Here is a 23,092-nt window from a genome sequence, read left to right on the forward strand (position 1 = left end):
AATCGGGTGAGTGGCGATATCGACCGCACCCTGACCGACGTTGGTCCTCGGCTGCGAGCGCTCCGGCTCCAGAGCGAGTTGACGCTCGGTCAGCTGGCCGAGGTCACGGGTATCTCGTTGAGCACTCTCTCCCGCCTGGAGTCGGGCCAACGGCGGCCCACCCTCGAGTTGTTGTTGCCACTTGCCCGGGCGCACCAGGTGTCACTCGACGAGCTGGTCGACGCACCCGATACCGGCGATCCGCGGATCAACGCCAAGCCCATCACCCGTGGTGGCATGACGTTCGTGCCCCTCACCCGGCAGCTGGGCCACGGCTTGCAGGCGTTCAAGCAGATCATCCCCGGGGTGGACGCCCAACGTGCCGTGGCGCCGGAAACACGGGTGCATGAAGGTTACGAGTGGTTGTACGTTCTGTCCGGTCGGCTGCGGCTCGTCCTCGGCTCACACGATCTCGTTCTCGGCCCCGGCGAGGCAGCGGAGTTCGACACCCGCGTCCCGCACGGGATCGCGGCGGCCGGTCCCGAGCCGGTTGAGGTCCTCAATATCTACGGGCCCCAGGGGGAACGTATACACGTGCGAGCGCGCCCCAAGCCATCAACCCCATGATCATTGGCTTTTGACTACCGAATTCGGTAGTCAAAAGCCAATGATCATCGGGACAACATGACGTCGTCGGCGGCGACGAGTACCTCGAAACCAGCGTCGGATGGCCGGGCCGTGGTGACCCTGAGTCCGTAGGGCAGCACCGGTAGCGGCACGTCCACCGACAACGCCCGGGTGATCTGATCGACCTGCTCACGGGCCTGGGCCGGAAGCTCGGCCAAGCCCTCGGCGGCCAGCTCGCCGACCCGCATCTGCAGAGTGTTGCCGTCGACACTCACGGTGGCGGAGCCGGTCAACGTGACGGTTGTGCCGACGACCTCGACCGGTAGCCGCACCGCGACCGCGTCGCCACCTGCGGCCGCCAGCTCCAGCCCATCCAGACCGGTGGAGTTGGCGACACTCTGGTAGTCGATCAGGCCAGCACCTTCGACCCGGTCGGCATGGATAGCGCCCGATCTGTCGAGCAACGTCGACATCGATGCTGTCACACCCGTCGCGGTCAGTTCGACCTCGGGCAGGCGCGCCTCGCCAGTGCCCACGTCGCGCAGCTGGACCGTCACCTCGCGATACTCTCCGGCGGCCACCTGGGTCAGGAATGGGAACCCGCCGATGCTGACGTCCGGGTGGCCGGACCGCACCTCGTTCCTGGCCAGCTCTGCCGCTACCTGATCGGCGACCACCCGGCCACCGACCCAGGACGCCACTCGGTCGGCGACAGCCAGTAGTGCGCCAACTACCACCAGCACGATGAGTATCCGTCGAAAGGTCCGCACGAGCGACCACTCTCTCATTAGTCGCGATCAGGGCGAACCGTGGCGGGTCGGTCGGACGGGCATCCGTGGAAACGGGCGTGGCGTCAGGGGAGATGCACGACGATCTTCCCGGGCCGGGCCCCTCGAACCAGGCCCACCAGAGCGGCCACGCCGTGCTCGATCCCTTCCACCACGGGTTCGTTGCCGAGTGGGACATCGTCGGCGAACCACTTCACCGCACGACGGACGTACTCGGGGAACATGTCCAGGTAGCTGGCGACCCGCATGCCCCGCACCGTGAGCTGCTTGTCGATGACCTTGAGCAGGTTGCTTGGGCCGGGAACCGGGTGATGTGCGTTGCACATGCTGGCCGCACGCACCAACACCGCCCGGCCGCCGGGACGCAGCGCGTCGATGGCCGACTCCAAGAGCTGGCCACCAACGCTGTCCAGGTACACGTCGATGCCGTCCGGAGCGATCCGGTTGAGTTGTTGTCCTACCGCGCCGAGATCGTGATCGAGCACCATGTCGAAGCCGTAGTGGTCGAGCACGGTGAGGACATCCGTCGGCCCGCCCGCGGCGCCGATCACCGTCGACGCTCCGAGTTCGCGGGCGATCTGCCCGGCGACGCTGCCGATCGGCCCGGCCGCCGCCGAGATGAAGACGATCTCGCCCGCTTCTATCCGGGCGACCTCGGTCAGCGCGGCATACGCGGCCAGTCCGGGAATTCCCAGCACACCCAGATATGCCTGGGGTGGCGCCAGGTCGGTGTCCACCACCAGGGCCGCGTCGGCGTCTACCACTGCGTATTCGCGCCAGCCCAGGAAGTGCAGGACGGAGGCTCCGGCCGGCACCGCCGGCGACCTCGACTCGATCACCTCACCGATGGCGCCGCCGTCCAATGGCATTCCGAGTTGGAATGGTGTGTAGGCGGGTTCGGGGATGTCGTCCATACGTCCGCGCACGTAGTTGTCGACGGATAGCCATCGGTTGCGGACCAGTATTTGGCCGTCGCCCGGCTCCGGCATCGGCGAGTTGGCCAGCTCCAGATGTGCCATGGCCAGTTCGCCCGGCCGGGAGACCAGCCGCACTTCGGTGTTGCTGGTGGTTTCCTCCACGATGGTCACCACTGGGGCCGAACCTGCCAGTCGCGCACTCGCGGACGGTGCCTGTGCCATCGTTCCTCCAACCTGAACAGGGTTCATTCCGGACGTTACGAGCCGACCTTCTCGATCGTCGTCATCCGTAAGTCCACCTCCGGGTGGAATGCCTGGGCCGACCGGATGATCAGGGGCGCCGGTACCATAGGCCCACGTGTGGGGATGCCCATGTTTGGTGGTGAAAGTCCGGCATGACGACCGACGGAGCTGGCCTGAAAGCTCAGCGCCGTACCGTCAGCCTGCCGAGCGGGCTGATGTCCACCAAGCTGTTCGTTCCGCCGTCGCCGGCCGGCTTCATTCCGCGGTCCCGGTTGGTCAGTCAGCTCGACGACGGGGTCTCGCGCAAGTTGACCCTGGTGTGCGCGCCTGCCGGGGCTGGCAAGACGGCGCTGCTGGCTGATTGGAGCCGGCAGCATCCAGGAGCCGTGGCGTGGCTGTCACTCGACGCCGGCGATAACGACCCCGCCCGGTTCTGGCGACATGCCGTCGCCGCGATCGATCGGGTGCGCCCCGGTGTCGCGGAGCGATTTGCTCCCCTGTTCGGTCCGCCGCCACCATCGACGTTCGACGGCCTGGTCACAGCTGTGATCAATGAGTTGACCGCTGATCCAGCACCTGTGCTCCTGCTGCTCGACGACTATCACCTCATCGACTCGGAGCAGGTTCATGCCTCGGTGCGGTTTCTGCTGGAGAACAGCCCACCAGGGCTCCATGTCGCACTGGCCAGCCGGGGCGAACCACCGTTGTCGCTGGCCAGGCTGCGGGCCCGTGGACAGCTTGCCGAGGTCGGCAGCACCCAGCTGCGATTCACCGACGACGAGACCGCCGCGCTGTTGCAGGCCGCCGGCGGGGCCAACCTGACTGCTGACGTCGTGCGGGCACTGACCTCGCGTACCGAGGGTTGGGCCGCGGGACTGCAACTGGCTGGCCTGTCGCTGCGTAGCCACCCAGATCCGGCGGAGTTCGTGGCGACATTTACCGGTAGCCATCGGTACGTCTTCGACTATCTGACGGCCGAGGTGCTGGATCTCCAGACCGAGTCGTTGCGGGAATTCCTGCTGGAGACGTCGGTGCTGGACCGCCTGTCCGGACCGCTCTGTGCCGCCGTCACCGGCCGGCCCGATTGCCAGGCGACGTTGGAGGCTATCGACGCCGCGAACCTGTTCCTGGTGCCTCTCGACGAGCAGCGTGGGTGGTGGCGCTACCACCACTTGTTCGCCGAACTCCTGCGCGCTCGGCTCATGTCGAGCCAGCCTGAGCGGGCGCGAGATCTGCACCGCAACGCAGCGGTCTGGTACGAGGAACGCGGGTTGGTCGGCGACGCCGTAGGACACCGCATGGCGGCGGGCGACACGTTCAAGGCAGCCCGGTTGATCGAGCAATACTTCGACGAGCTGTACCTGAGCAGCGAGAAAGCTACGGTGCAGCGGTGGCTGGCGGCGCTGCCCGCCGATGTACGTGCCACCAGGTCGCGTCTGCACCTGACCAGTGCCGCGTTGAGCCTGATCGGCGGCCAGGTCGACGAGGTGGCGGACCTGCTCGATCTGGCCGAGCGGACATGCTCCTCGTCGTCCGTTGAGGTGTTCGAGCCGTCGGTGGGCCGGGCAGCCAGCCGGCTCGCCAACATCCCGGCGGGGATCGCCGTGGGACGCTCCTATATCGCGCACTTGGTCGGTCGAGCCGACGATGCCATTCGTTACGGCCAACAGGCTCGCGCGGCTCTCGATGACGAGTGGATGCTGGACGGGCTCGCGCAGGCCAGCATGGCCGCAGCCACCTGGGTGAGCGGGCAGGTCGCGGAAGCTGAGCAGGCTCTGGTGGCCAACATCGCTCTGTGGCAGGCGACGAGACAGAACGAACTGGTCGCGATCGAATCGTGGTTGCTGGGGCGGGTCCACACTGCTCAAGGGCGACTCGACGCGGCGTACAAGACCTATCAGCATGCGCTGACCAGGTGCATCGTCCCCGGCCAGCCGCCGCCCACCACCGCGGGTGTCGCGCATGTCGGGATGGCCGACGTGGCCTATCAGCGGGGCAACCTCGGCGTTGCCTTAGGCCATGCCATCGAGGGTGTAGAGCTGTGCCGTCATTTCGCGTTTCCCGAGTATCTGGCGAGAGGGCTGGTTACTCTCGCCTGGATCCGGCAGGCCGAAGGTGACCCCGGTGCAGCGACCGCGGCTATACATGAGGCACAGGGGTACGCTGACCCGGCCGTTGTGGACCTGTTCAATCCGGTCCCTGCTCAGGCCGCCCGGTTGCTGCTCGCCCAGGGCGACCTCGCCGGCGCCGCCGGGTGGGTGGCCGATCGCGGTCTTGGCGTCGACGACGAGGTGACTCATGCGTCGGAGCTGACATACCTGGTGCTGGCCCGGGTCCGGTTGGCGCAGGGGGAGGTGGACGATGCGGTGCGTTTGCTCGGTCGGCTGCACGCCGCGGCGGCTGCGCAGCGGCGGATGGGCAACGTCGGCGAGATTCAAGCGCTACGGGCGTTGGCGCTGGCAGCGGTAGGTGACGACGATGCCGGAATCACTGCACTGGCCGACGCCCTTAAACTGGCCCAGCCGGCTGGTTACCTGCGGGTTTTCGTCGACGAGGGCCGACCGATGGGGGAGTTGCTCGGCCGTCTCATCGCGGCCAGGCGCACCGGGCAAGCGGCTGCTCAGGAACTGCCCTTGACATATCTCGGCCAGCTAGCGAAAGCGTTCGACGCACAGGCTCCGGATCGGGCCCCACACCCGACGGCACCAACCACCTCAAACGTGATCACCGGTCTCAGCGATCGAGAGTTCGAAGTGCTCCAACTGCTGGCCACGGGGCGGCGTAACGACGAGATAGCAGCTGAACTCTTCGTGACGCTCAGCACCGTCAAGAAACACGTCACGCACATCTTGGAGAAGCTCGGAGCGGCCAACCGAACCGAAGCCACCGTTCGGGCCCGCGCCATCGGCCTGATCAGCTGAGCGGTCGGGCCAGCTGAACGGTCGGGCCAGCTGAACGGTCGGATCGTGGCGCATGTCGGTCTTGGGTCGGGGCCGCGCCGCACGGCGACGTGACCCCGACCCGTCGAGCACACTGCTTGGGTCGGCTGTTAGCCCAGCCGAGCCTTCAAGCCGTCGAGCTCGGCCCAGAGTGTCGCTGGAAGGTGGTCGCCGAACCGCTCGAACCATTCGGTGATACCGGGGATCTCGGCTCGCCACTCGTCGGCGTCCACCCGCAGGCAGGCCGCCAGATCCTCGTCGCTGAGGTCCAACCCGTCGGTATCCAGGGATTCGGGGGTCGGGATGTGCCCGATCGGCGTCTCGGTGGCCGCGGCGTTGCCTTCCAGCCGTTCGATGACCCACTTCAACACCCGGCCGTTCTCGCCGAAGCCGGGCCACACGAAGCCGCCGTCCTCGTCGCGCCGGAACCAGTTCACGTAGAAGACCTTGGGCAGCTTGGCCGCGTCGGCGTCCTTGCCCATGGAGATCCAGTGCGCGAAGTAGTCGCCGCCGTTGTAGCCGATGAACGGCAGCATCGCCATCGGATCGCGGCGGACCACGCCCACCTGTCCGGCGGCGGCGGCGGTGGTCTCCGACGAGAGCGTCGCGCCCATGAAGACACCGTGGTTCCAGTCGCGCGCCTCGGTCACCAAGGGGATCGTCGTGGCGCGCCGGCCGCCGAACAGGATGGCCGAGATCGGCACACCCTTGGGGTCGTCGTATTCGGGCGCGATGATCGGGCACTGCGTGATCGGTGTGCAGAAACGGGAGTTGGGGTGCGACGACGGCTCCGTGACTCCCTCGACGCCGGGGCGCCAGGTGCGGCCCTTCCAGTCGGTCAGCCGGGCTGGGGGCTCGTCGGTCATACCCTCCCACCAGATGTCGCCGTCGTCGGTGAGCGCGACGTTGGTGAAGACGCTGTTGCCCTTGTTGATGGTGCGCATCGCGTTCGGGTTGGTCTTCCAGCCGGTCCCGGGTGCCACACCGAACAGGCCGTATTCGGGGTTGAGTGCGTAGAGCCGGCCGTCGTCGCCGAACCGCATCCAGGCGATGTCGTCGCCGAGCGTCTCCACTTTCCAGCCCGGGATGGTTGGCTCCAGCATGGCGAGGTTGGTCTTGCCGCACGCCGACGGGAACGCCGCCGCGATGTAGTGCACCGCATTCTGCGGCGAGGTGAGCTTCAGGATCAGCATGTGTTCGGCCAGCCAACCCTCATCGCGGGCCATCACGCTGGCGATTCGCAGCGAGTAACACTTCTTGCCTAGCAGCGAGTTGCCGCCGTAGCCCGAGCCGTACGACCAGATCATCCGTTCCTCGGGGAACTGGGTGATGTATTTCGTCTGGTTGCACGGCCACGGTACGTCGTCCTGACCCGGCTCCAGCGGGGCACCGACGGAATGCAGGCAGGGAACGAAGTCAGCGGTGGTGCCCATCGCCTCGAGCACGTGTGCGCCCATGCGGGCCATGACCCGCATCGACGCCACCACGTACGCGGAGTCGGTGATCTCCACACCGAACATGGGATTGGCCGCGTTGACCGGGCCCATACAGAACGGGATGACGTACATCGTGCGGCCCTGCATGCAGCCGCGGTACAGCTCGGTCATCTCGGCTTTCATCTCGCGTGGGTCGCGCCAGTTGTTGGTCGGCCCCGCGTCGGCCTCGTCGATCGAGCAGATGAAGGTGCGCTCTTCCACCCGAGCGACGTCGGTGGGGTCGGTACGGGCCCAGAACGAGTTCGGCTTCTTCTCCGGGTCCAGCCGGACGAGGGTGCCCGCTTCCACCAACTCCTCGGTGATCGCGTTCCACTCTTCGTCGGACCCATCGCACCAGTGGATCCGGTCCGGCCGGGTGAGCTCCGCTACCTCGCGGACCCAGGCGAGCAGGTGAGGATGTGAGGTGGGTGCGTTGTCGAAGTCGTGGGCGAGGCTGTGGTCGGCGACAGCTGTCATGGCGGTTGTCCACCCTCCGCTAGCGTTCAGCCGTCGACGGCGCGGCCGACGGCGGGTAGGCGAAAGCGACCCGTTCCAGCCCGTTCTGGAGCGAGGCGCGTTCGTGGTGATACTTCGACCGTACGGACCAGATCTCAGCTCGTGGACCGGATGCCGGGGTGAAGAGGCTCACAAGGTAGGTCAAAAATGTGGACAAATCGGACTTTGGTCCGGACCTCACCGGACCACGAGACAGTCTGGTCCGTACCACTACCGTCCTCTTGGTGATGGCGGAACAGTGGACTGCCTCGCCTGCCCTGGGGCATGTCATGCTTGCGCGCCGAGCGGTCTTTCGTATGTACGGTTCGGCGTGACGGCCACAGGTGGAAGCCTGAGGTGGCAGCACGCCGCAGACTGGCGTCGGGCCAGGACGGCCGGGCGGCGTTGGCCGAACCCGATCCGATTTCTGTTCTGGCGGGGTGGGCCGGTACACTCTTGGACGGCTCGCAGATGTGGGCCGAGCGGCCGTAGCTCAACGGATAGAGCATCTGACTACGGATCAGAAGGTTGAGGGTTCGAATCCTTCCGGCCGCGCCATCGCACATGATCAAGGTCGCATCTTCATTGGTGCGCGGAACGCTCGCTGGAAACCGGTATCTAGGCCGATCGAGCGGGGACTCACCGCACCAGGCCGGACGATGATGGGCCGCTGACTGGACTGAACGGCCCTTCGCGTCGGCAGTCGCCGAGTTCCGTACGCACGATGCGGGATTCATGTCCGCCCGCGCTGAGTCGCTCGTCGCCGCCAATAGCCGCTCCCCTGAATACGTAGCGTCCTGCGATCTGAGCGTTGTAGGGCACGCTGTGCAGGACGCTATGGTCGCGGCCGATGAGTTTTGTTCACCCGGATGGTCGGACTGTGTGACCAACACCGATAGGAGACCGGATGTCCAAGATCACAGCAAGCCTGTTCATGGCGCTCGACGGCGTCGTCGAGAACCCGGAAGCTTGGCAGTTCCCATACTTCAACGAGGAGTTGGGCGCAGCGGTCAACGCGAACCACGGCGTGGCCGACATCATGGTCTTCGGCCGCAAGACTTATGAAAGCTTTGCCAGGGCTTGGCCCAGGCGGGAGTCGGCAGAGAAAGGGGACGCGGCGTTCGCGAAAGCGCTCGGCGACATGCGCAAGATCGTCGTATCGAATCAGCAACTGGAGTTCACATGGCGCAACTCTGAGCAACTGCGGGGCGATCTCGTCGAGGTCGTCCGGGCGCTCAAGGACGACCCGAGTTCAGGGCACATCGCACTGAGCGGTTCGGTGTCGGTCGTGCGCCAACTGCTCGCCGCACGGCTCGTCGACGAACTGCACCTGTTCGTCAACCCGATCTGTGTGGGCACCGGGATGCGGCTGTTCAGCGACGGCGGGCCCACCCTGCCTGTCCGGCTACTCTCGTCGCAGGCGTTCACGACCGGTGTGCTGCACGTCGTCTACGGACCGGACGACGCACCTCCGAAGGGGTCGTACGAAACTGCGCGGAAGAACCTCGCCTAGCCACGAGGTCCCTCCGCGTCAACAGAATCAGGCCTGCCGGTCGGTCAGCGCCTCGGTCAGTAGCCCCACCAGCGCTTCGAGTTGGATGTCGGCCGACGAAACGAGCTCGTCCTCGCCCGAGCCATCGAGTGCGCGTGCGGCAAGGCTCGCCTTGGCGTCGATGAGCTCGGCGATCTTGGCGTCGATCGTCTGGGCAGCGATGATCCGCCAGGCCGTGACGGGTTCGGTCTGCCCGATCCGGTGCACCCGGTCGATGGCCTGGGTCTGCTCGGCGTTGGTCCATGAGAGTTCGGCGAGGACGACGTTGCTGGCGACTTGGAGGTTGAGGCCGACGCCTGCCGCGGTGAGAGAGCAGATCACGATGGTGACGTCCGGGTCGTTGACGAACGCGTCGATGTTGCGCTGGCGGACGCCGGGAGTCTGGTCGCCGCGGACCGATGCGTAACGGATACCCCGCGACTCCAACAACTCCGCGGCGGCGTCCATCACATCGATGTGTTTGGCGAAGAACACCACCTTGCCCGCGTTGCGGGCCAGCTGGGCGGCGTAGTCAGCGGCCAAAGCCGCCTTGGCCTGGCCGATCCGCCGTACCACGGAGAACACGTTCTCGCCCGACGTCGAACGGTCCGCGTCCTTGAGCTCCGAGCGCACGACCCGCCGGACAAGCTCGTGGTCGATCCCCTCGACGGTTGTGTTCGACCGTTCCGCGCGGGCGGCGACGGCGGCGTCGTAGCGCTGGACGAGACGCAGCGTCAGCTCACGCTCGGCGTTGCGGATGGAGCGGGTGGTGGCGAGATCGAGCTCCACGGGCAGGTCGGCGATTCGCCGGGCCGGGATGTCGCTGGCGACGTCGACCTTGCGCCGCCGGACGATGCCGAGATCGATGACCGCTTGGCGCGCCGCGGGTTGGAAACCACGATCGACAGGAGTCAGGCCGGTCTCCTCCAGCGCCGTCATCAGCGGCGGACCGGGCTTCTTGTCGTCGATCCAGCCGAGGAGTTGCCAGATCGCCCGGAAGTCGTCGATGTCGTTGATGAGCGGGGTACCCGTGAGCGCCATCATCAGCGGCCGCGGGACCCGCTGCCGGATCCGATCGGCGATCTCGAGGACATGCTGGGACCGCTGGGATTTCTTGTTCTTGATGAAGTGCGCCTCGTCGACGACCATGCCGCGGAAGCCGTGGGTGGCGATCCAGCCGACATGACGGTCCAGCACCTCGTAGTTCACGACCACGATGTCGGCGAACCCATCGATCGTTTCGCCGCTGCCGTGAATCACCGTGACGCTGCGCGAGGGCGTCCAGAGGGCGACCTCACGAGCCCAGTTCGTTTTGACCACGCTCGGGACCACGCACAGCAACGGGTAGGCGTTCGCGGCGTCCGCGGCCAGTAGGGCCTGGGCGGTCTTGCCCAGTCCTGGTTCGTCGGCCAGCAGGAACGTCCGATGACCGCGGGCCGCGGCGGTGACCATTCGAGCCTGGTGCGGCATCAGCTCGAGCCCGGCAGGCAGGTGTGATGGGGCCGGTTCGGGTAGATCCATACACGACCCTGCTCCGGGTGCGGCGTTCTCGAACGAGTTCAGTAGCGGCGTGATCAGCTCCCAGCCGGCGAGGCGCCGCTGCATGGGGCGGCGCTGCGGGGCATCACCGAAATCCGGCGCGAGGAACGGGTTGGCCAGCTGCGCGGCAGCCACCGATTGCGGTACCACCTGCCGTTCATTGCGCGCGGTGGTCGCGGGCGTCCGTGGACGCTCGACCTCCGGGTCTGGCGCCAGGCCGCCGGCCACCTGCATCTCCCGCTTCAGCCTCAACGCCGCCTCAGTGGCTTCGGCGTCCTCGGCGAGGAGGGAGAACAGCGACGGCTCACGGGTCGCGGTCTGCGCGAGAATGGTCGCGATTCCGTCCAGCCGTCGCAACGCGATGTCTCGTTGTGCGTCGGTCACGGACGTATCGGCCTTGACCCGCGCACGCTCGTCCCGCACCTGCAACGCCACGGCCTGGAACTTCGCGGAATCTACCTTCCCGCGCTGAACGTTGGTCTCGATGTCTCGGACCGCTTTGGCGAGGACGGGCAGGATCCCGTCGTTGTCGCGCGGACGACGTCTGCCGCGCTGGGCTGTTCCGGTTCCCCCGGAACGACGTGCATTTTGTGCCACCAAGCCTCCTGCTGAGTGCTACCTGGACGAGAATCGAGATCCCGACCGGTTTAGAGCTACCGGCGCCCCGTCCCGCCGCCGAACTGGTGCGGCCCATACCCCTGCTGACAAGCGCCTCCCCGCATCTACGGGGGCGGCACGCGAATCTCAGCGCCGACGCACCGACGTCGAACGGCAATCTCACGAGAAGCGGACGCCGCTGGGATGAAATCCCCGGAAAGGGACACCCGACGAGCCGGTGTTATGTCCATGATACCCGGAGTATGGGGTCGTTGCCGCCGCGAGAGCGCATACTGGAACCAATGACGAAACGAATGCCGGCCAAGCGGCGACATCTTGCCAGTAGTCCCTTCCTTCCTCAGTCCGAGCCAGTCATCGAGCAGTTCGTGCTCGGAGACCGGGTGTCCCACGAGACGTATGGCGTCGGTCGCGTCATGGGTCAGGAGGCCGACGCGGTGACCGTCGACTTCGGGACCCGCACGGTCCGCGTCGCCAGCCCCTTCCGCAAGATGGAAAGGCTGTAGCTCTCGCTGGAGACGAGTCCGACGGCGCCACCACATATTCAGGCACGATGTGTTCCCGGTGCCACGCGGGGCGCGGCTCGGTGTGCGCATAGGCCGAATCGGTCTGAGTTCGGCGGGGTCGTTGACGGTCACCGTCGACGTGTCCTCCCGCTGTGTAGCTCGAAACATAGCAAGCGGTTCCATCGGGCAGTAGCCTCAGAGAATGTGGACATTGATTGGCCTGCTCCTGCTGGTATGGCTAGCGCTCTCGATCATCGGGTTCGTCATCAAGGGATTGGTGTGGCTGGCCATTATCGGCATCGTCTTCTTTGCGGCCACGGCCCTCTTCGGCTGGGGTAAAGGCAAGGACCAATCACGACGATGACGTGAGGTGGCGGCCGGTCAGAGCGGCGCCCAGTTCGGGTCGTAGTCTTCGTGGTCGTCCCATACGGTAGCGAGAATGCACATGATCATGGCTGCCGCACCGGCCAGATAGCGCGGTGCCGGACCATCCGTGTCCTGCCAGACCTCACACTGATCGACGAGTGTCCGTTTGGCGGCGATGTCCGAGAGCACCCGGGCCGGTGAGTGCATGGCGACGTGCCAGCCGGCGCCTTCCAGCTCGGCGACCACCGGCGCGGCCACGATCATCTCGTCGGGACTCACCGCTACTGGCGGCGGCAGCGGCTCCAACACGACGTCGCCACCTACTTCCACACCCCAGCTCGCCCCGCCGACGTATTCGGCGGCGGCACGCGCGGCCGTCTCAAGCTCATCAAGCCGGGCGCGCAGGAACGCGGCCAGGTCGGGTTCGTTCATCGAGCCACCTCCACCCACGACGAACCCCCACCTGTGAACATGATGCACGTAGACGGCCGTCCGGCCAAGGGCCACCGCCGATGTAGGTTTCGGTGATGGTGTTCAGGTAGGTGGCGCGATGGTGCGGCGGATAGGTGCCCGGCCGACCGGTTGCTCCGGTTCTGTCCCAGGATCGGGCATCTCGGGGATGGCCATCGTCACCGGTTTCCCGATGGCCACGGTGACCGGCTGCCCATGGTGGAACAGGTGGAGTCGAGCGTCGTCCTGATGGTCGCCATCACGCAGGTAGTAGGTGACCTCGCGGGCGGCGATGCTGACCCGCAGCCGGAGGTCCCGCCAGAGCAGCGAGAAGTCCAGCCGGCTGATGTGTTCGGGCAGCCTCGGTGCGAACGCGAGAACGCCGTCGTGATCTCTCATCCCGCCGAAGCCGGCCACCAGCGCGATCCACGACCCGGCCAGCGACGCCAGATGAACGCCGTCGCTGGTATTCGAGTGCGTGTCATGAAGATCGGTCAGCGCGGCCTCGCCGAGGTAGTCATAGGCGAGCTCGAGGTGGCCGGTCTCCGCGGCCAGCACTGCCTGGGTGCACGCGGACAGCGACGAGTCACGGGTGGTCCGCGCCTCGTAGTAGCGGAAGTTGCGGGCCTTTTCGTCCGGGCTGAACACGTCGCCGCGCCAGTGCATGGCCAGCACCAGGTCGGCCTGTTTGGATACCTGACGCCGATAGAGATCGAAGTACGGGTGGGTGAGCAGCAGCGGATATTCCTCGGGTTTCGTCGCGGTGAAGTCCCATTCCTGGAACCGGGTGAAACCTTCGGACTGCTGGTGGACGCCTAGTTCGGCGTCGTACGGGACAACCATGGCCGCGGCTGCCTCCAGCCACGCGCGTGGCTCCTCTGGTTGTACGCCGAGCCTCTCGGCGACCTCTGGATGGCGGTCGACCGCGTCGGCGGCGCCGGCAAGGTTCCGCTGCGCCATCAGGTTGGTGTAGACGTTGTCGTTGGCGATGGCCGAGTACTCGTCCGGTCCGGTGACACCGTCGATGTGGAAGTCGCCGTGGCGGTCGTGGTGGCCCAGCGAGTGCCACAGCCGGGCGGTCTCCACCAGCAGTTCGACACCCACCTCGCGCTCGAACGTGTCGTCGCCGGTGGCCTGGACGTAACGCATGGTGGCGTCGGCGATCGCCGCACCGATGTGGAACGCCGCGGTGCCGGCCGGCCAGTACCCGGATGTCTCGTGGCCACGGATGGTGCGCCAGGGGAAGGCTGCCCCCTTCAATCCGAGGGTCCGGGCGCGGTCGCGGGCGAGATCGAGGGTGGCATGCCGCCAGCGCAACACCTGCACCGCCGCCTGCGGCTTGGTGTAGATCAGCACCGGCAGGGCGAACATCTCGGTGTCCCAGAACACGTGCCCGTCGTAGCCAGGTCCAGTGAGCCCTTTGGCCGCGATGGGCCGCATCTCGTTGCGGGCTCCGGCCTGGAGCACGTGGAACATGCCGAACCGGACCGCCTGCTGCACTTCGGGATCACCCTCGACCCGGACGTCGCCGGCGTCCCAGAATTCGTCCAGGTACTCGCGTTGATCGTTGCGGAGTCCTTCCCAGCCCGCGAGTCGGGCCGATGCCAGCGCGGCGCCGACCTGATCGCGCAGGGCCGGCAGCGATCGTTGGCTGGACCATCCGTATGCGAGGAGTTTGACCACCCGGAGCCGCTGCCCGGGCCGGAGCACGCACGCGATGGTGGTGCGGACCCAGTCGGGGAACGCCTCGGTGCTGACCACCTCATCCTGCGGGCTGTCCACGAGGTGTGTCATGGCCGCGGCCATCCGCAGCCCGCTGGCCCTCGTGCGGTGGATGAGTAGCCCACCGGCGCCGTTGGCCAAGTGCTGTTCGGACTGGAGGGGTGCCTCGAGAACCGCGGCGACGCGGGGATCGGCCCGGGCTGCCGGGAGTTCTTCGTTCGCCACCAGCCCGGACTGCACGACCAGGCGGGTTTTGTCGTCCAGCGGTTCGACCTCGTAGCAGATGGCGGCCACCGCGCGATGGGTGAAGGACACCAGGCGGGTCGAATGGACGCGGACGGCGTTGCCCGTGGGGGAGACCCATTCGACGGCTCGTTCGAGGGTGCCGGCGCGCAGGTCGAGGGTGCGCTTGTGTGAGCGGACCTCGCCGTAGCGCAGGTCGAACGGCTCGTCGTCTACCAACAGCCGGATGAGCTTGCCGTTGGTGACGTTGAGGATGGTCTGCCCCTGCTCTGGGTAGCCGTAGCCGGCCTCGGCGTGGGGAAGCGGACGGAGCTCGTAGAACGAGTTGAGGTAGGTGCCGGGGAGCCCGTGCGGCTCGCCTTCGTCGAGGTTGCCCCGTAGCCCGATATGCCCGTTGGATAGGGCGAAGACCGATTCGGACTGGGCTAGCACGTCGAGGTCGAGGCTGGTTTCGGTGATGTGCCACGGGTCGCACGGAAAGCTCGACTCACGGATCATCGGGTGGCTCCATCCATCAGTTCGGCGAGCGTGCTCACGACGACGTCGGCGCCGGCCGCCCGGAGCGCATCTGCCTGGCCCACCCGGTCGATACCAACAACGTAGCCGAACTCGCCGGCCCGGCCCGCCTCGACGCCGGCGATGGCGTCCTCGAAGACGGCCGCCTGGGCGGGCTCGACCCCTAACCGTTCGGCGGCGGCCAGGAAGGTGTCCGGATGTGGTTTGCCGCGTAGGCCCTCTTGGCGGGCGACGACCCCGTCGACCCTGACTTCCAGCATGGATGCCAGGCCGGCGGCCTCGATCACCTCGCGGCAGTTGGCGCTGGCCGACACGACGGCCCGGCGGAGTCCGGCCCGCTGGGTGGCGTGAAGATACCGCTCGGCGTCGGGATAGGCGCTGACGCCGTGTTCGCGCAGCTGCTCGAGGAGCGCGGTGTTCTTGCGGTTCCCGATGCCGGTGACGGTACTCAGATCGCCGAGATCGTCAGGGTGGCCCTCCGGGAGGGTGATGCCACGAGATTCCAGAAAGGTGCGCACGCCGTCGGCCCGTGAGCGGCCGTCGACGTACTTGTAGTAGTCATCTTCAGGGTCGAACGGCACGTAGGGTGCGCCGTCGTCCTGGGAACGCTGGAGGAGGAACGTGTTGAAGGTTTCTTCCCAGGCCGCTTTGTGGACGACGGCGGTGGGGGTCAAGACGCCGTCGAGGTCGAACAAGCAGGCGCTGACCTGGTCCGGCAAGCTCAGCATGCGTTGATGGTATCCACCGAGGTGTTCTCCGGCGTGCTCGCGGGGTCATGTGTCGCGAGGTAGTCGGGAATCGGCGGCCCGGGCGAGCCGACCGGCGAGCTCGGCCAGCATCTCCCGTAGTTCAGGTGGCTCGTGTACCTCGAACTCGAAGCCGAACAGGCCGATCCAGAGTGCGAGTTCGTATCCGGCGACACCACGCGCGGCGTTGACGGGGTAGCCCAGGGCGCGCAGCCGGCTCGACGTCGCGGCGGACGGTCCGGGTGGAGACGTTGAGCCTGGCCGCGAGCTCGGTGCCGGACCATTCTCGGCGCACCTGGAGCAAGGACAGCAACCTGAGCAGCCGTCCCGACGTCTCCCACATACATGACATCGTGCCAGAACGTAGGACAAGTCCTGTCCTAATGGGTCCCTAGCATTGAATGTATGACGTCGAACAGCATCGAACCGTTTCGTATCGACATTTCCCAGGAAGATCTCGACGATCTCCGCGATCGGCTGACTCGGACCCGCTGGCCTGCCGACATAGCTGACGCGGGTTGGAGCCGGGGGGTCCCGGTCGGCTATCTCCAACGGCTCGCCGAGTATTGGGGGACGACGTTCGACTGGCGGGCGCAAGAGGCCCGCCTGAACGCTTTCCCGCAGTTCACCACCGATATCGATGGTCAGAACATCCACTTCGTCCACGTGCGCTCTCCGGAGCCCGGCGCGCTTCCCCTGCTGCTCACGCACGGCTGGCCCGGCTCATTCGTCGAGTTCGCCGAGATCATCGAACCGCTGACCGACCCGGCGCGGCACGGCGGTGATCCGGCCGATGCGGTCCATGTGATCGCACCATCCATTCCGGGTTTCGCGTTCTCCGGGCCGACACAAGAAGAGGGATGGAACGTCGAGCGTATCGCCGCGGCCTGGGCGGAATTGATGAGCCGGCTCGGCTACGAGCGGTATGCCGTGCAGGGGGGCGACTTCGGGGTCTCGATCAGCCGCGCGTTGTGCCTCGCCGACCGGGACCGGATCGTGGCGATCCACGTGAACGGCGGTTTCACGTTGCCATTCGACGTTCCCGCCGAGGAGGTCGCCAGCCTGCCCGAGCGAGACCAGGAACGTTTCGCCTACTTATACGGATACGACACCGGATATGTGGCCATCCAGGCGGCCAAGCCACAGACGGTCGCCTATGGCCTGACCGACTCTCCGGTCGGGCAGCTGGCGTGGATCGTGGAGAAGTTCCGGGAGTGGACCGACCCGGCCAAACTATTACCCGAGGACGCGGTCGAGATCGATCAATTGCTCGCCAACGTCAGCGTGTACTGGTTCACCGGGACCGCCGGATCGGCGGCGCAACTGTACCGCGAGGCGAGCGCCGACTGGGGCGGCGAGCCCGAGGTGTTGGAAGTTCCGGCCGGCGTGGCGCTGTTCGGTAGCCGCGACGTCGCGCTGAGACAGGTCGACGAGAAGGCTAACAACATCGTCCACTGGAGCGATTACGACCGTGGTGGACACTTCGCGGCGATGGAAGCACCCGATCTGCTCGTGAGTGACATCCGGACGTTCTTGCGACAGTACCGCTAGTTCCCTAGGTCTGAGCCGCTGTCTTGTCCATGATCATGTGTTCGTGACCATGGACAAGGTGGGGGCCGGGTCCGACCAGGGGAAGCCGGAGGACAATGCGGCCAGCCGGACGGTCGAGACGAACAGGGCGTCACGTGCCTCCGGGGTGAGGAAGCCGAAGTGCCCGTACGTTTCGAGGGACACGAAACCGTGCAGTGCCGACCAGCAATGCAAGCAGGCCTGAAAAGTCTCGGCCGGCACCGTGGCTTCGGCCGGTTCGCTGGCGGCTTGCTTGGCGATGATGCAGCCCAGCAGGGCGTCGTCTACCTCGTGGATGGTGGGTCTGCCGAGCATGCCCCGGGCGGCCGCTTCGGCGAACAGTGATTCGAGTTGGGCCATCGCCCGGCGCGCCGCCTCAGTGGTGGGCCCTTCGTCTGGCGCCACGTAACCCGGGACGGGCATGCCGAAGATGAGGGCGAACCGTTGTGGCTCCTGGTTGACCCACCGCCGATAGGCGCTGGCGACGGCGAGGAAGCTGCCGGAGAGATCGTCGGCGGACGCCCGCGCCCGGCTTTCGGCGACAGTGGTTCCAAGATCGTCGAACGCGTCGACGATCAGCGCGGTCAGCAACTCGTCCCGGTCGGCGAAGTAACGGTAGAGGGCCGGCGCGGTCATACCCATCGAGCGAGCGATGTCCGAGAAGCGGATGTCGGTGCTGCCGTGTTCGCGCATGAGCGACAGGGCGGTTTCCTTGATTTCGTCGATGGTGGCCGCCCTGGCCCGTTCCCGTCGTGTCGTCACGCGTTGGTCATCTCCCTGAGTGAATTCTCAGTTACACACTGTCACAGATGTGAAGAGACTTGACAAGCGGAACGGGATCGGCGAATAGTAATGACGCATAACACTTGTGACGTATCTTAATTTGCGTCACGCTCCGTTTCGCTATCGACGAGGGCCGCTCATGACCACGCACGCGCCAGATATCGACCACACCAAACTGACCGCCCCGTCGTCGGCGCCACCGCCGGGCACCGGGCTACTCGGCGTGCTCGCCGGGCACGCGTACCGACACCGCGGCCGGGTGATCGTCGCCTGGATCGTGGCCATCGCGGCGGCGGCCGGCCTGTCCGTCACCTTCGCCGGCGACTTCTCGGCCGACTACTCCGCTCCGGGCTCCGACTCGGGCCAAGCCCAGGACCTGCTCAACGAGCGGTTCGCGGTCTTCTCCGGCGCGACCGTCGATGTTGTCGTCCACGCCGACGACGTGACGGCACCGGACGTCCGCACCGCCGTCGACGGGTTGCTCGCCGACTTGGCGGCGGCGCCGCCGGTGGCCGCCGCCGACGACCCGTATACCCAGCCGGGACAGCTATCGGCGGATGGGCGCACGCTGTCCACCCAGCTCTGGCTCACCCACGACAACGGCGCCGACGTGCCGGAAGAGGAGAGCGAACGTCTCCTGGCGATAGCCGAACGGGCCGAACGCCCCGGATTGGAGATCGCCCTCGGGGGCGAAGCGATCATGTGGGCCGAGCAGGGTGAGATCGGCTCGGAGGGAATCGCGCTCGTCGCTGCCGCGATCATCTTGCTATTCACGTTCGGCTCGGTGGTAGCCGCCGGCCTTCCACTGCTCGTCGCGCTGTTCGGACTCGGTGTCAGCGCGATGCTGACCGGATTGATCGCCGCGGTGATCGCCGTGCCGGACTGGTCCACGGCGCTGGCGACGATGCTCGGCATCGCGCTGGGTATCGACTACACCCTCCTGATGGTGACCCGGTTCCGGGAATGGCGTGCCGTCGGTTTGAACCCCGAACGGGCGACGGTGGCGACACTGGACACCGCCGGCCGAGCGGTTCTCGTCGCTGGAACGACCGTCGTGGTCAGCATGCTCGGCCTGTTCGCGATGGGGTTGTCGTTCATGCGCGGCGCCGCCGTCGTGACCATCGCCGCCGTGCTGATCGTGATGGCCGCCGCGACGACGTTGTTCCCCGCCCTGCTCGGATACCTGGGGCACCACGTCGATCGGTTGCGGCTGCCTCTCGGGCGCCGGCGGCCGGTCCAGGTCGCCGACGGCGGGCATGTCGAACCGTCGCGGCGGTGGCTGGCATGGAGCCGGCTGGTCGAGCGGCACCGGGTGATCGCCGCCGTGGCCGGGGTCGGTGTCCTGCTCGTGTTGGCAGCGCCATTCCTCGGGGCGCGGTTCGGCTTCCCCGATGCTGGCAACGAGGTGGAAGAGAAGTCGGTCCGCCAGGCCTACGACATGCTGGCCGACGGCTTCGGCCCAGGTGCCAACGGTCCGCTGCTCCTGGCCACTGACCTTTCCGGTGCCACTGATCCGGCGGTACTGGACGGGGTGGCCAGCCAGATCGCGACCGCACCCGGGGTGGCGGCGGTGACACCACCGGTGATCAACGACGCCGGTGATACCGCGGTGTTCACCGTGGTGCCCACCACTGGACCACAGGACGACGCCACCGAGGAACTCATCCACTCGCTCCGGGACGAGGTGATCCCGGCCGCCAGCGACGGCACGGGGCTCGACGTCTATGTCGGCGGGGTCACCGCCACGGCGATCGACAGCTCCGCCAACGTCGTGAGCCGGCTGCCGGTGTTGATCGGTGGGGTGGTGCTGTTGTCGATGGCGTTGCTGCTCGTGGCTTTCCGCAGCATTGTCATCCCGATCACTGCCGCGCTGATGAACCTGCTCTCGGTGGCCGCCGCGTACGGGGTGGTCGCGCTTGCCCTGGAGGGCGGGTGGTTCGGTCAGCTGATCGGCATCAACACCCCCACACCCATGCCGGCCTTCATCCCGGTGCTGATCTTCGCTGTTCTGTTCGGGCTGTCCATGGATTATGAAGTGTTCCTGATCAGCCGGATGCGAGAGTCATGGGTGCGGGCCGGGAACAACGCACGTGCCATCGTCGATGGGTTGGCCAACACCGGCCGGGTCATCACCGCGGCGGCAGCGATCATGGTCGCGGTGTTCGCCGCGTTCGTCCCCAGCGACGAAGTCTTTCTCAAGGTGATCGGGGTCGGGATGGCGGCGGCCATCTTCATCGATGCCACCGTCGTGCGGATGCTGCTGGTGCCGGCCGTGATGCACCTGTTCGGGCGGCACAACTGGTGGCTGCCCATCAGTTGGGAGCGGCGGCTGCCGCAGCTACACGTCGAGGGTCGCCCCGAGGTTCACTTGACGGCGGTCGCAGGTAGCCGTCACGAGTGAACGATGGCAGGGCATCCGGCGCCGTCCCGGCGCGACGGGTCAGATCCAGCCCTCCTCCCAGGCCCGGTGGGCTGCGGCGTGGCGAGAACCAACGCCGAGTTTGGTCATCGCCGACGATAGGTAGTTGCGGACGGTGCCGGAGGCGAGATGGACGCGCGCGGCGATCTCGTTGATCGACGCGCCGTCCCGCGCTTCTCGCAGGACGTCGAGCTCCCGGTCGGTGAGTGGGCAGTTGTGTTCGGTCAGGGCGGAGGCGGCGATGTCCGGATCGACGTACCGCTGACCGCGGGCGACGGCACGGATGATCTCGGCGAGCCGGGCCGCCGGGGTGGTCTTCGGGACGAACCCGCTGATTCCGGCGGCGAGCGCGCGGCGCAGCACTCCTGGCCGGGCGTGCCGGGTGACCAAGACCACCTTGGCGGGCAGCTCGGCCAGGATCTCCTGAGCCGCACGCACGCCGTCTCCAGGTGGCATCTCCAGGTCGAGGACGGCGATGTCCACCTTGTGGATGGCAGCCAGGCGCACCGCTTCGGTGGTGGTCGCCGCCTCCGCTACGACGTCGAGATCGTCCTCCAGTCGAAGGAGCGCGGTCAGAGCACCCCGGATGAGGTCCTCGTCGTCGGCGATCAGCAACCGGATCATCGTTCTGCCTCCGAGTCGACGTGGAGCGGCAGCGTTGCCGTCAGGGTGAAGCGCTCACTCTCGTTCGTCCAGGTCAACCTGCCGCCCCGGGCGCCCACCCGGGCGGCGAGGCTGCTCAGGCCGGATCCGTCGACCGCCGGCGCGGCCGAGCTGGCGCCGTCGTTGCGGATACGTAGACACAAGACACCGTCGCTGAGCTCGGAACCGATCTCGGCGGACCGAGCTGCGCTGTGTCGCAAGATGTTCGTCGTGGCCTCACGGACCACCAGCCCGAGGAGTTGCCGGTCAGGTGTGTCCAGATGGTCGGCGCCATCTGGAAGACCGGACGGTGGATTCGTCCGGGTCTCGACGCCGGCGGCGGCCAGCACCCGGGTCGCGTTGGTGATCTCCGCGCCGAGGGTGGTGTCCCGATAGCCGTACGCGACCGCCCGAGTGTCATGTAGCGCGTCGACGGAGAGACGTCGTACCTCGCGCATCTCCGCCGCGGCGCGCTGTGGATCAGCCTCGACGAGCCGTGCGGCCAGCTCACTCTTCAGCGCGATCACCTGTAGATGGTGCCCTTGGACATCGTGTAACTCGGCGGCGAAGCGCAGCCGCTCGTCCTTGACCGCGGCGTCGGCGGAGAGGCGGCCGGCGGTGTCGAGGCGTTCAGCGACGTCCCACGACCACAAGATGCCCAGCGTGATCCAAATGACGGATCCGACGATGACCGGCGGGAGCGCGACCGCCCATAGTGTGTGGTCACCGGACGCGGTGGCGTCCACAGCACCGATCGCCGCGGCGCCACCCATGGCGAGCGTGATGAACTGCCACCTGCGTCCCGGTGACAGGTACGTCACGATGATCGACGCCATGATCGCCGGCGCCAGCGGCCACGCCCGTGACCCGTCGGCGGTGAGCATCACACTGCTCAGCGCGGTCGCCGCGACGACTCCCATCGCCACCGCTGCCACTGGCATATCGGCGGGCGCGACCTCAGCGCCGGTGAGGGAGCCGAGTGAGAGCCGGTGGGTGAACAGGAGAGTGATGGCCGCGGCTATCACCCCGGATGTCACCGTACCGGCGACCCACACCCAGGGCGCGGCAGCGGTGGTGATTAGCCAGCCGCCGACTACGCCGACGAGGGAGAGCACGTTGGTGCCGGTCAGCGTCCACCAGGTGAAGCGGCGGAACCTCCCGAGATCGTCGGCGGGCTCCATCTGCGCGTGGGGCACCCCGCCATTGTGGCAGCACACGCCATGCCCGCGGCAGCAACGACCAGCGTCGATGACAGATGTCATCCATTCTGGTGACGAATCCACGCCACGGCGTCGGGATTCGCCACTACGCGCCGGTGGTCCGCTCCTCCAGGCTGGCAGCAATCCGGTCAAGAGGAGTAGACGACATGACAACAACGAACGGTCCGACAGCCCCGGCCGGCACCACGGGATGGTGGAATCCGGGCAGGTTCCTGCTGCGGCGCTGGCCGACCGCACTAGGCCTGGGTGGAGCGCTTCTGGCGGCCGGCCGAGGGTACTCGCCGGAACTGCTGGCGAGCCTCACTGAGATTCTCGTGCTCCTTCCCCTGGTGTACTTGCTGGCCGTCGCGCTGCGGCGACGATCGGCGACGTGGCCGGTCCTCGGTGGGCTGGTCGTCGTCTTCGTCGTCCTGCGTGTGGTGGGTGTGGTCTCGCCGGCGGCGGCATTCGCCGGGCTGGCGTTGATCGTGCTGGTCTGGGGGGTCGTCGACCAACAGCTACGCCGCGCCGGAGAGTTCCGGGTTCAGTCTCTGGGGATGGTCGGGTTCGGGCTGATCGCACTGATCGGGTTGGTCGTCGAACCGGATCTCGGCCGGTACGTCGTGGCCGCGGGGTGGTTCCTGCACGGCCTGTGGGACTTCGTGCATCTGCGGCGCGACAAGGTGGTGGTGCGCTCGTACGCCGAGACGTGTGGTGTGCTCGACCTACTTGTCGCCGTCTTGCTGGTTCTGCCGCGGTGATCACGGGTGAGCCCCGTCGCTG

Annotated in this window: 19 protein-coding genes, 1 tRNA gene and 1 pseudogene; 9 read left to right on the forward strand and 12 right to left on the reverse strand. The window is 66.9% G+C overall.

The genetic code is table 11. The features are described from left to right. Positions 1-6: 6 nt before the first annotated feature. Positions 7-606: a helix-turn-helix domain-containing protein gene (locus G8760_RS20500; protein ID WP_166354673.1), complete on the forward strand. Its 600-nt coding sequence runs from the start codon at positions 7-9 to the stop codon at positions 604-606. A 44-nt stretch (positions 607-650) separates the two neighbouring features. Here the strand turns inward: G8760_RS20500 and G8760_RS20505 are convergent, their stop codons facing one another. Further along, positions 651-1,376, reverse strand: coding sequence for an LmeA family phospholipid-binding protein (locus tag G8760_RS20505; RefSeq protein ID WP_166354675.1), 726 nt, complete (start codon positions 1,374-1,376; stop codon positions 651-653). Positions 1,377-1,459: 83 nt separating this feature from the next. Continuing rightward, positions 1,460-2,533, reverse strand: coding sequence for an MDR family NADP-dependent oxidoreductase (locus G8760_RS20510; protein WP_166354677.1), 1,074 nt, complete (start codon positions 2,531-2,533; stop codon positions 1,460-1,462). Positions 2,534-2,706: 173 nt separating this feature from the next. Here G8760_RS20510 and G8760_RS20515 point away from each other — a divergent pair, with 173 nt between their 5' ends. Next, positions 2,707-5,475: a winged helix-turn-helix domain-containing protein gene (locus G8760_RS20515; RefSeq protein ID WP_166354679.1), complete on the forward strand. Its 2,769-nt coding sequence runs from the start codon at positions 2,707-2,709 to the stop codon at positions 5,473-5,475. A gap of 128 nt (positions 5,476-5,603) precedes the next feature. Here the strand turns inward: G8760_RS20515 and G8760_RS20520 are convergent, their stop codons facing one another. Beyond that, positions 5,604-7,445, reverse strand: a complete 1,842-nt coding sequence (locus tag G8760_RS20520) for a phosphoenolpyruvate carboxykinase (GTP) (RefSeq protein ID WP_166354681.1) — start codon at positions 7,443-7,445, stop codon at positions 5,604-5,606. A gap of 500 nt (positions 7,446-7,945) precedes the next feature. Here G8760_RS20520 and G8760_RS20525 point away from each other — a divergent pair. Both G8760_RS20525 and G8760_RS20530 read left to right on the forward strand, forming a co-directional pair. Beyond that, positions 7,946-8,021 (forward strand) — tRNA-Arg (locus tag G8760_RS20525). 349 nt (positions 8,022-8,370) lie between these two features. After that, complete coding sequence (locus G8760_RS20530) at positions 8,371-8,976, forward strand: dihydrofolate reductase family protein (RefSeq protein ID WP_166354683.1); 606 nt, start codon at positions 8,371-8,373, stop codon at positions 8,974-8,976. A 27-nt stretch (positions 8,977-9,003) separates the two neighbouring features. Here the strand turns inward: G8760_RS20530 and G8760_RS20535 are convergent, their stop codons facing one another. Beyond that, positions 9,004-11,130: a DEAD/DEAH box helicase gene (locus G8760_RS20535; protein ID WP_166354685.1), complete on the reverse strand. Its 2,127-nt coding sequence runs from the start codon at positions 11,128-11,130 to the stop codon at positions 9,004-9,006. Positions 11,131-11,432: 302 nt separating this feature from the next. Here G8760_RS20535 and G8760_RS20540 point away from each other — a divergent pair, with 302 nt between their 5' ends. Together G8760_RS20540 and G8760_RS20545 are read left to right on the forward strand one after the other, a co-directional pair. After that, on the forward strand, positions 11,433-11,654 hold the full coding sequence (locus tag G8760_RS20540) for a hypothetical protein (RefSeq protein ID WP_211198987.1): 222 nt from the start codon (positions 11,433-11,435) through the stop codon (positions 11,652-11,654). A gap of 202 nt (positions 11,655-11,856) precedes the next feature. Then, positions 11,857-12,018 (forward strand): hypothetical protein, encoded by a 162-nt coding sequence (locus tag G8760_RS20545; protein ID WP_166354689.1) that lies wholly within the window; start codon positions 11,857-11,859, stop codon positions 12,016-12,018. 17 nt (positions 12,019-12,035) lie between these two features. Here G8760_RS20545 and G8760_RS20550 read toward each other — a convergent pair whose 3' ends face one another. From G8760_RS20550 to G8760_RS30935, 5 genes and pseudogenes are all read right to left on the reverse strand, one after another. Continuing rightward, a complete protein-coding gene (locus tag G8760_RS20550) occupies positions 12,036-12,452 on the reverse strand; it encodes a DUF6221 family protein (protein WP_166354691.1) in 417 nt (138 codons plus the stop codon). Between the two features lie 102 nt (positions 12,453-12,554). Beyond that, positions 12,555-14,933, reverse strand: coding sequence for a glycoside hydrolase family 65 protein (locus G8760_RS20555; RefSeq protein ID WP_166354693.1), 2,379 nt, complete (start codon positions 14,931-14,933; stop codon positions 12,555-12,557). Further along, on the reverse strand, positions 14,930-15,679 hold the full coding sequence (locus tag G8760_RS20560) for an HAD family hydrolase (protein WP_166354695.1): 750 nt from the start codon (positions 15,677-15,679) through the stop codon (positions 14,930-14,932). The genes G8760_RS20555 and G8760_RS20560 overlap by 4 nt, the downstream gene beginning before the upstream one ends. Before the next feature lie 45 nt (positions 15,680-15,724). After that, on the reverse strand, positions 15,725-15,844 hold the full coding sequence (locus G8760_RS31275) for a WCX domain-containing protein (protein WP_484549612.1): 120 nt from the start codon (positions 15,842-15,844) through the stop codon (positions 15,725-15,727). A gap of 9 nt (positions 15,845-15,853) precedes the next feature. Beyond that, positions 15,854-16,040, reverse strand: a pseudogene (locus G8760_RS30935) (helix-turn-helix domain-containing protein); the annotation flags it as partial. A 62-nt stretch (positions 16,041-16,102) separates the two neighbouring features. On the opposite strand from G8760_RS30935, the gene G8760_RS20570 reads away from it, so the two are divergent. Then, positions 16,103-17,248: an epoxide hydrolase family protein gene (locus G8760_RS20570; RefSeq protein WP_166354697.1), complete on the forward strand. Its 1,146-nt coding sequence runs from the start codon at positions 16,103-16,105 to the stop codon at positions 17,246-17,248. A 33-nt stretch (positions 17,249-17,281) separates the two neighbouring features. Here the strand turns inward: G8760_RS20570 and G8760_RS20575 are convergent, their stop codons facing one another. Beyond that, positions 17,282-18,028: a TetR/AcrR family transcriptional regulator gene (locus tag G8760_RS20575; RefSeq protein WP_166354699.1), complete on the reverse strand. Its 747-nt coding sequence runs from the start codon at positions 18,026-18,028 to the stop codon at positions 17,282-17,284. 160 nt (positions 18,029-18,188) lie between these two features. On the opposite strand from G8760_RS20575, the gene G8760_RS20580 reads away from it, so the two are divergent. Further along, on the forward strand, positions 18,189-20,450 hold the full coding sequence (locus tag G8760_RS20580; RefSeq protein WP_166354701.1) for an MMPL family transporter: 2,262 nt from the start codon (positions 18,189-18,191) through the stop codon (positions 20,448-20,450). Positions 20,451-20,489: 39 nt separating this feature from the next. Here the strand turns inward: G8760_RS20580 and G8760_RS20585 are convergent, their stop codons facing one another. Further along, positions 20,490-21,092, reverse strand: coding sequence for a response regulator transcription factor (locus G8760_RS20585; protein ID WP_166354703.1), 603 nt, complete (start codon positions 21,090-21,092; stop codon positions 20,490-20,492). Then, entirely contained in the window at positions 21,089-22,306 is a 1,218-nt protein-coding gene (locus G8760_RS20590; RefSeq protein ID WP_207782544.1) for a sensor histidine kinase, read from the reverse strand. The genes G8760_RS20585 and G8760_RS20590 overlap by 4 nt, the downstream gene beginning before the upstream one ends. A 170-nt stretch (positions 22,307-22,476) precedes the next feature. Here G8760_RS20590 and G8760_RS20595 point away from each other — a divergent pair, with 170 nt between their 5' ends. Then, positions 22,477-23,070: a hypothetical protein gene (locus G8760_RS20595; RefSeq protein ID WP_166354705.1), complete on the forward strand. Its 594-nt coding sequence runs from the start codon at positions 22,477-22,479 to the stop codon at positions 23,068-23,070. The last annotated feature ends 22 nt before the right edge of the window (positions 23,071-23,092 follow it).

The organism is Phytoactinopolyspora limicola, assembly GCF_011320225.1.
GTDB classification, from domain to species: Bacteria; Actinomycetota; Actinomycetes; order Jiangellales; family Jiangellaceae; genus Phytoactinopolyspora; species Phytoactinopolyspora limicola.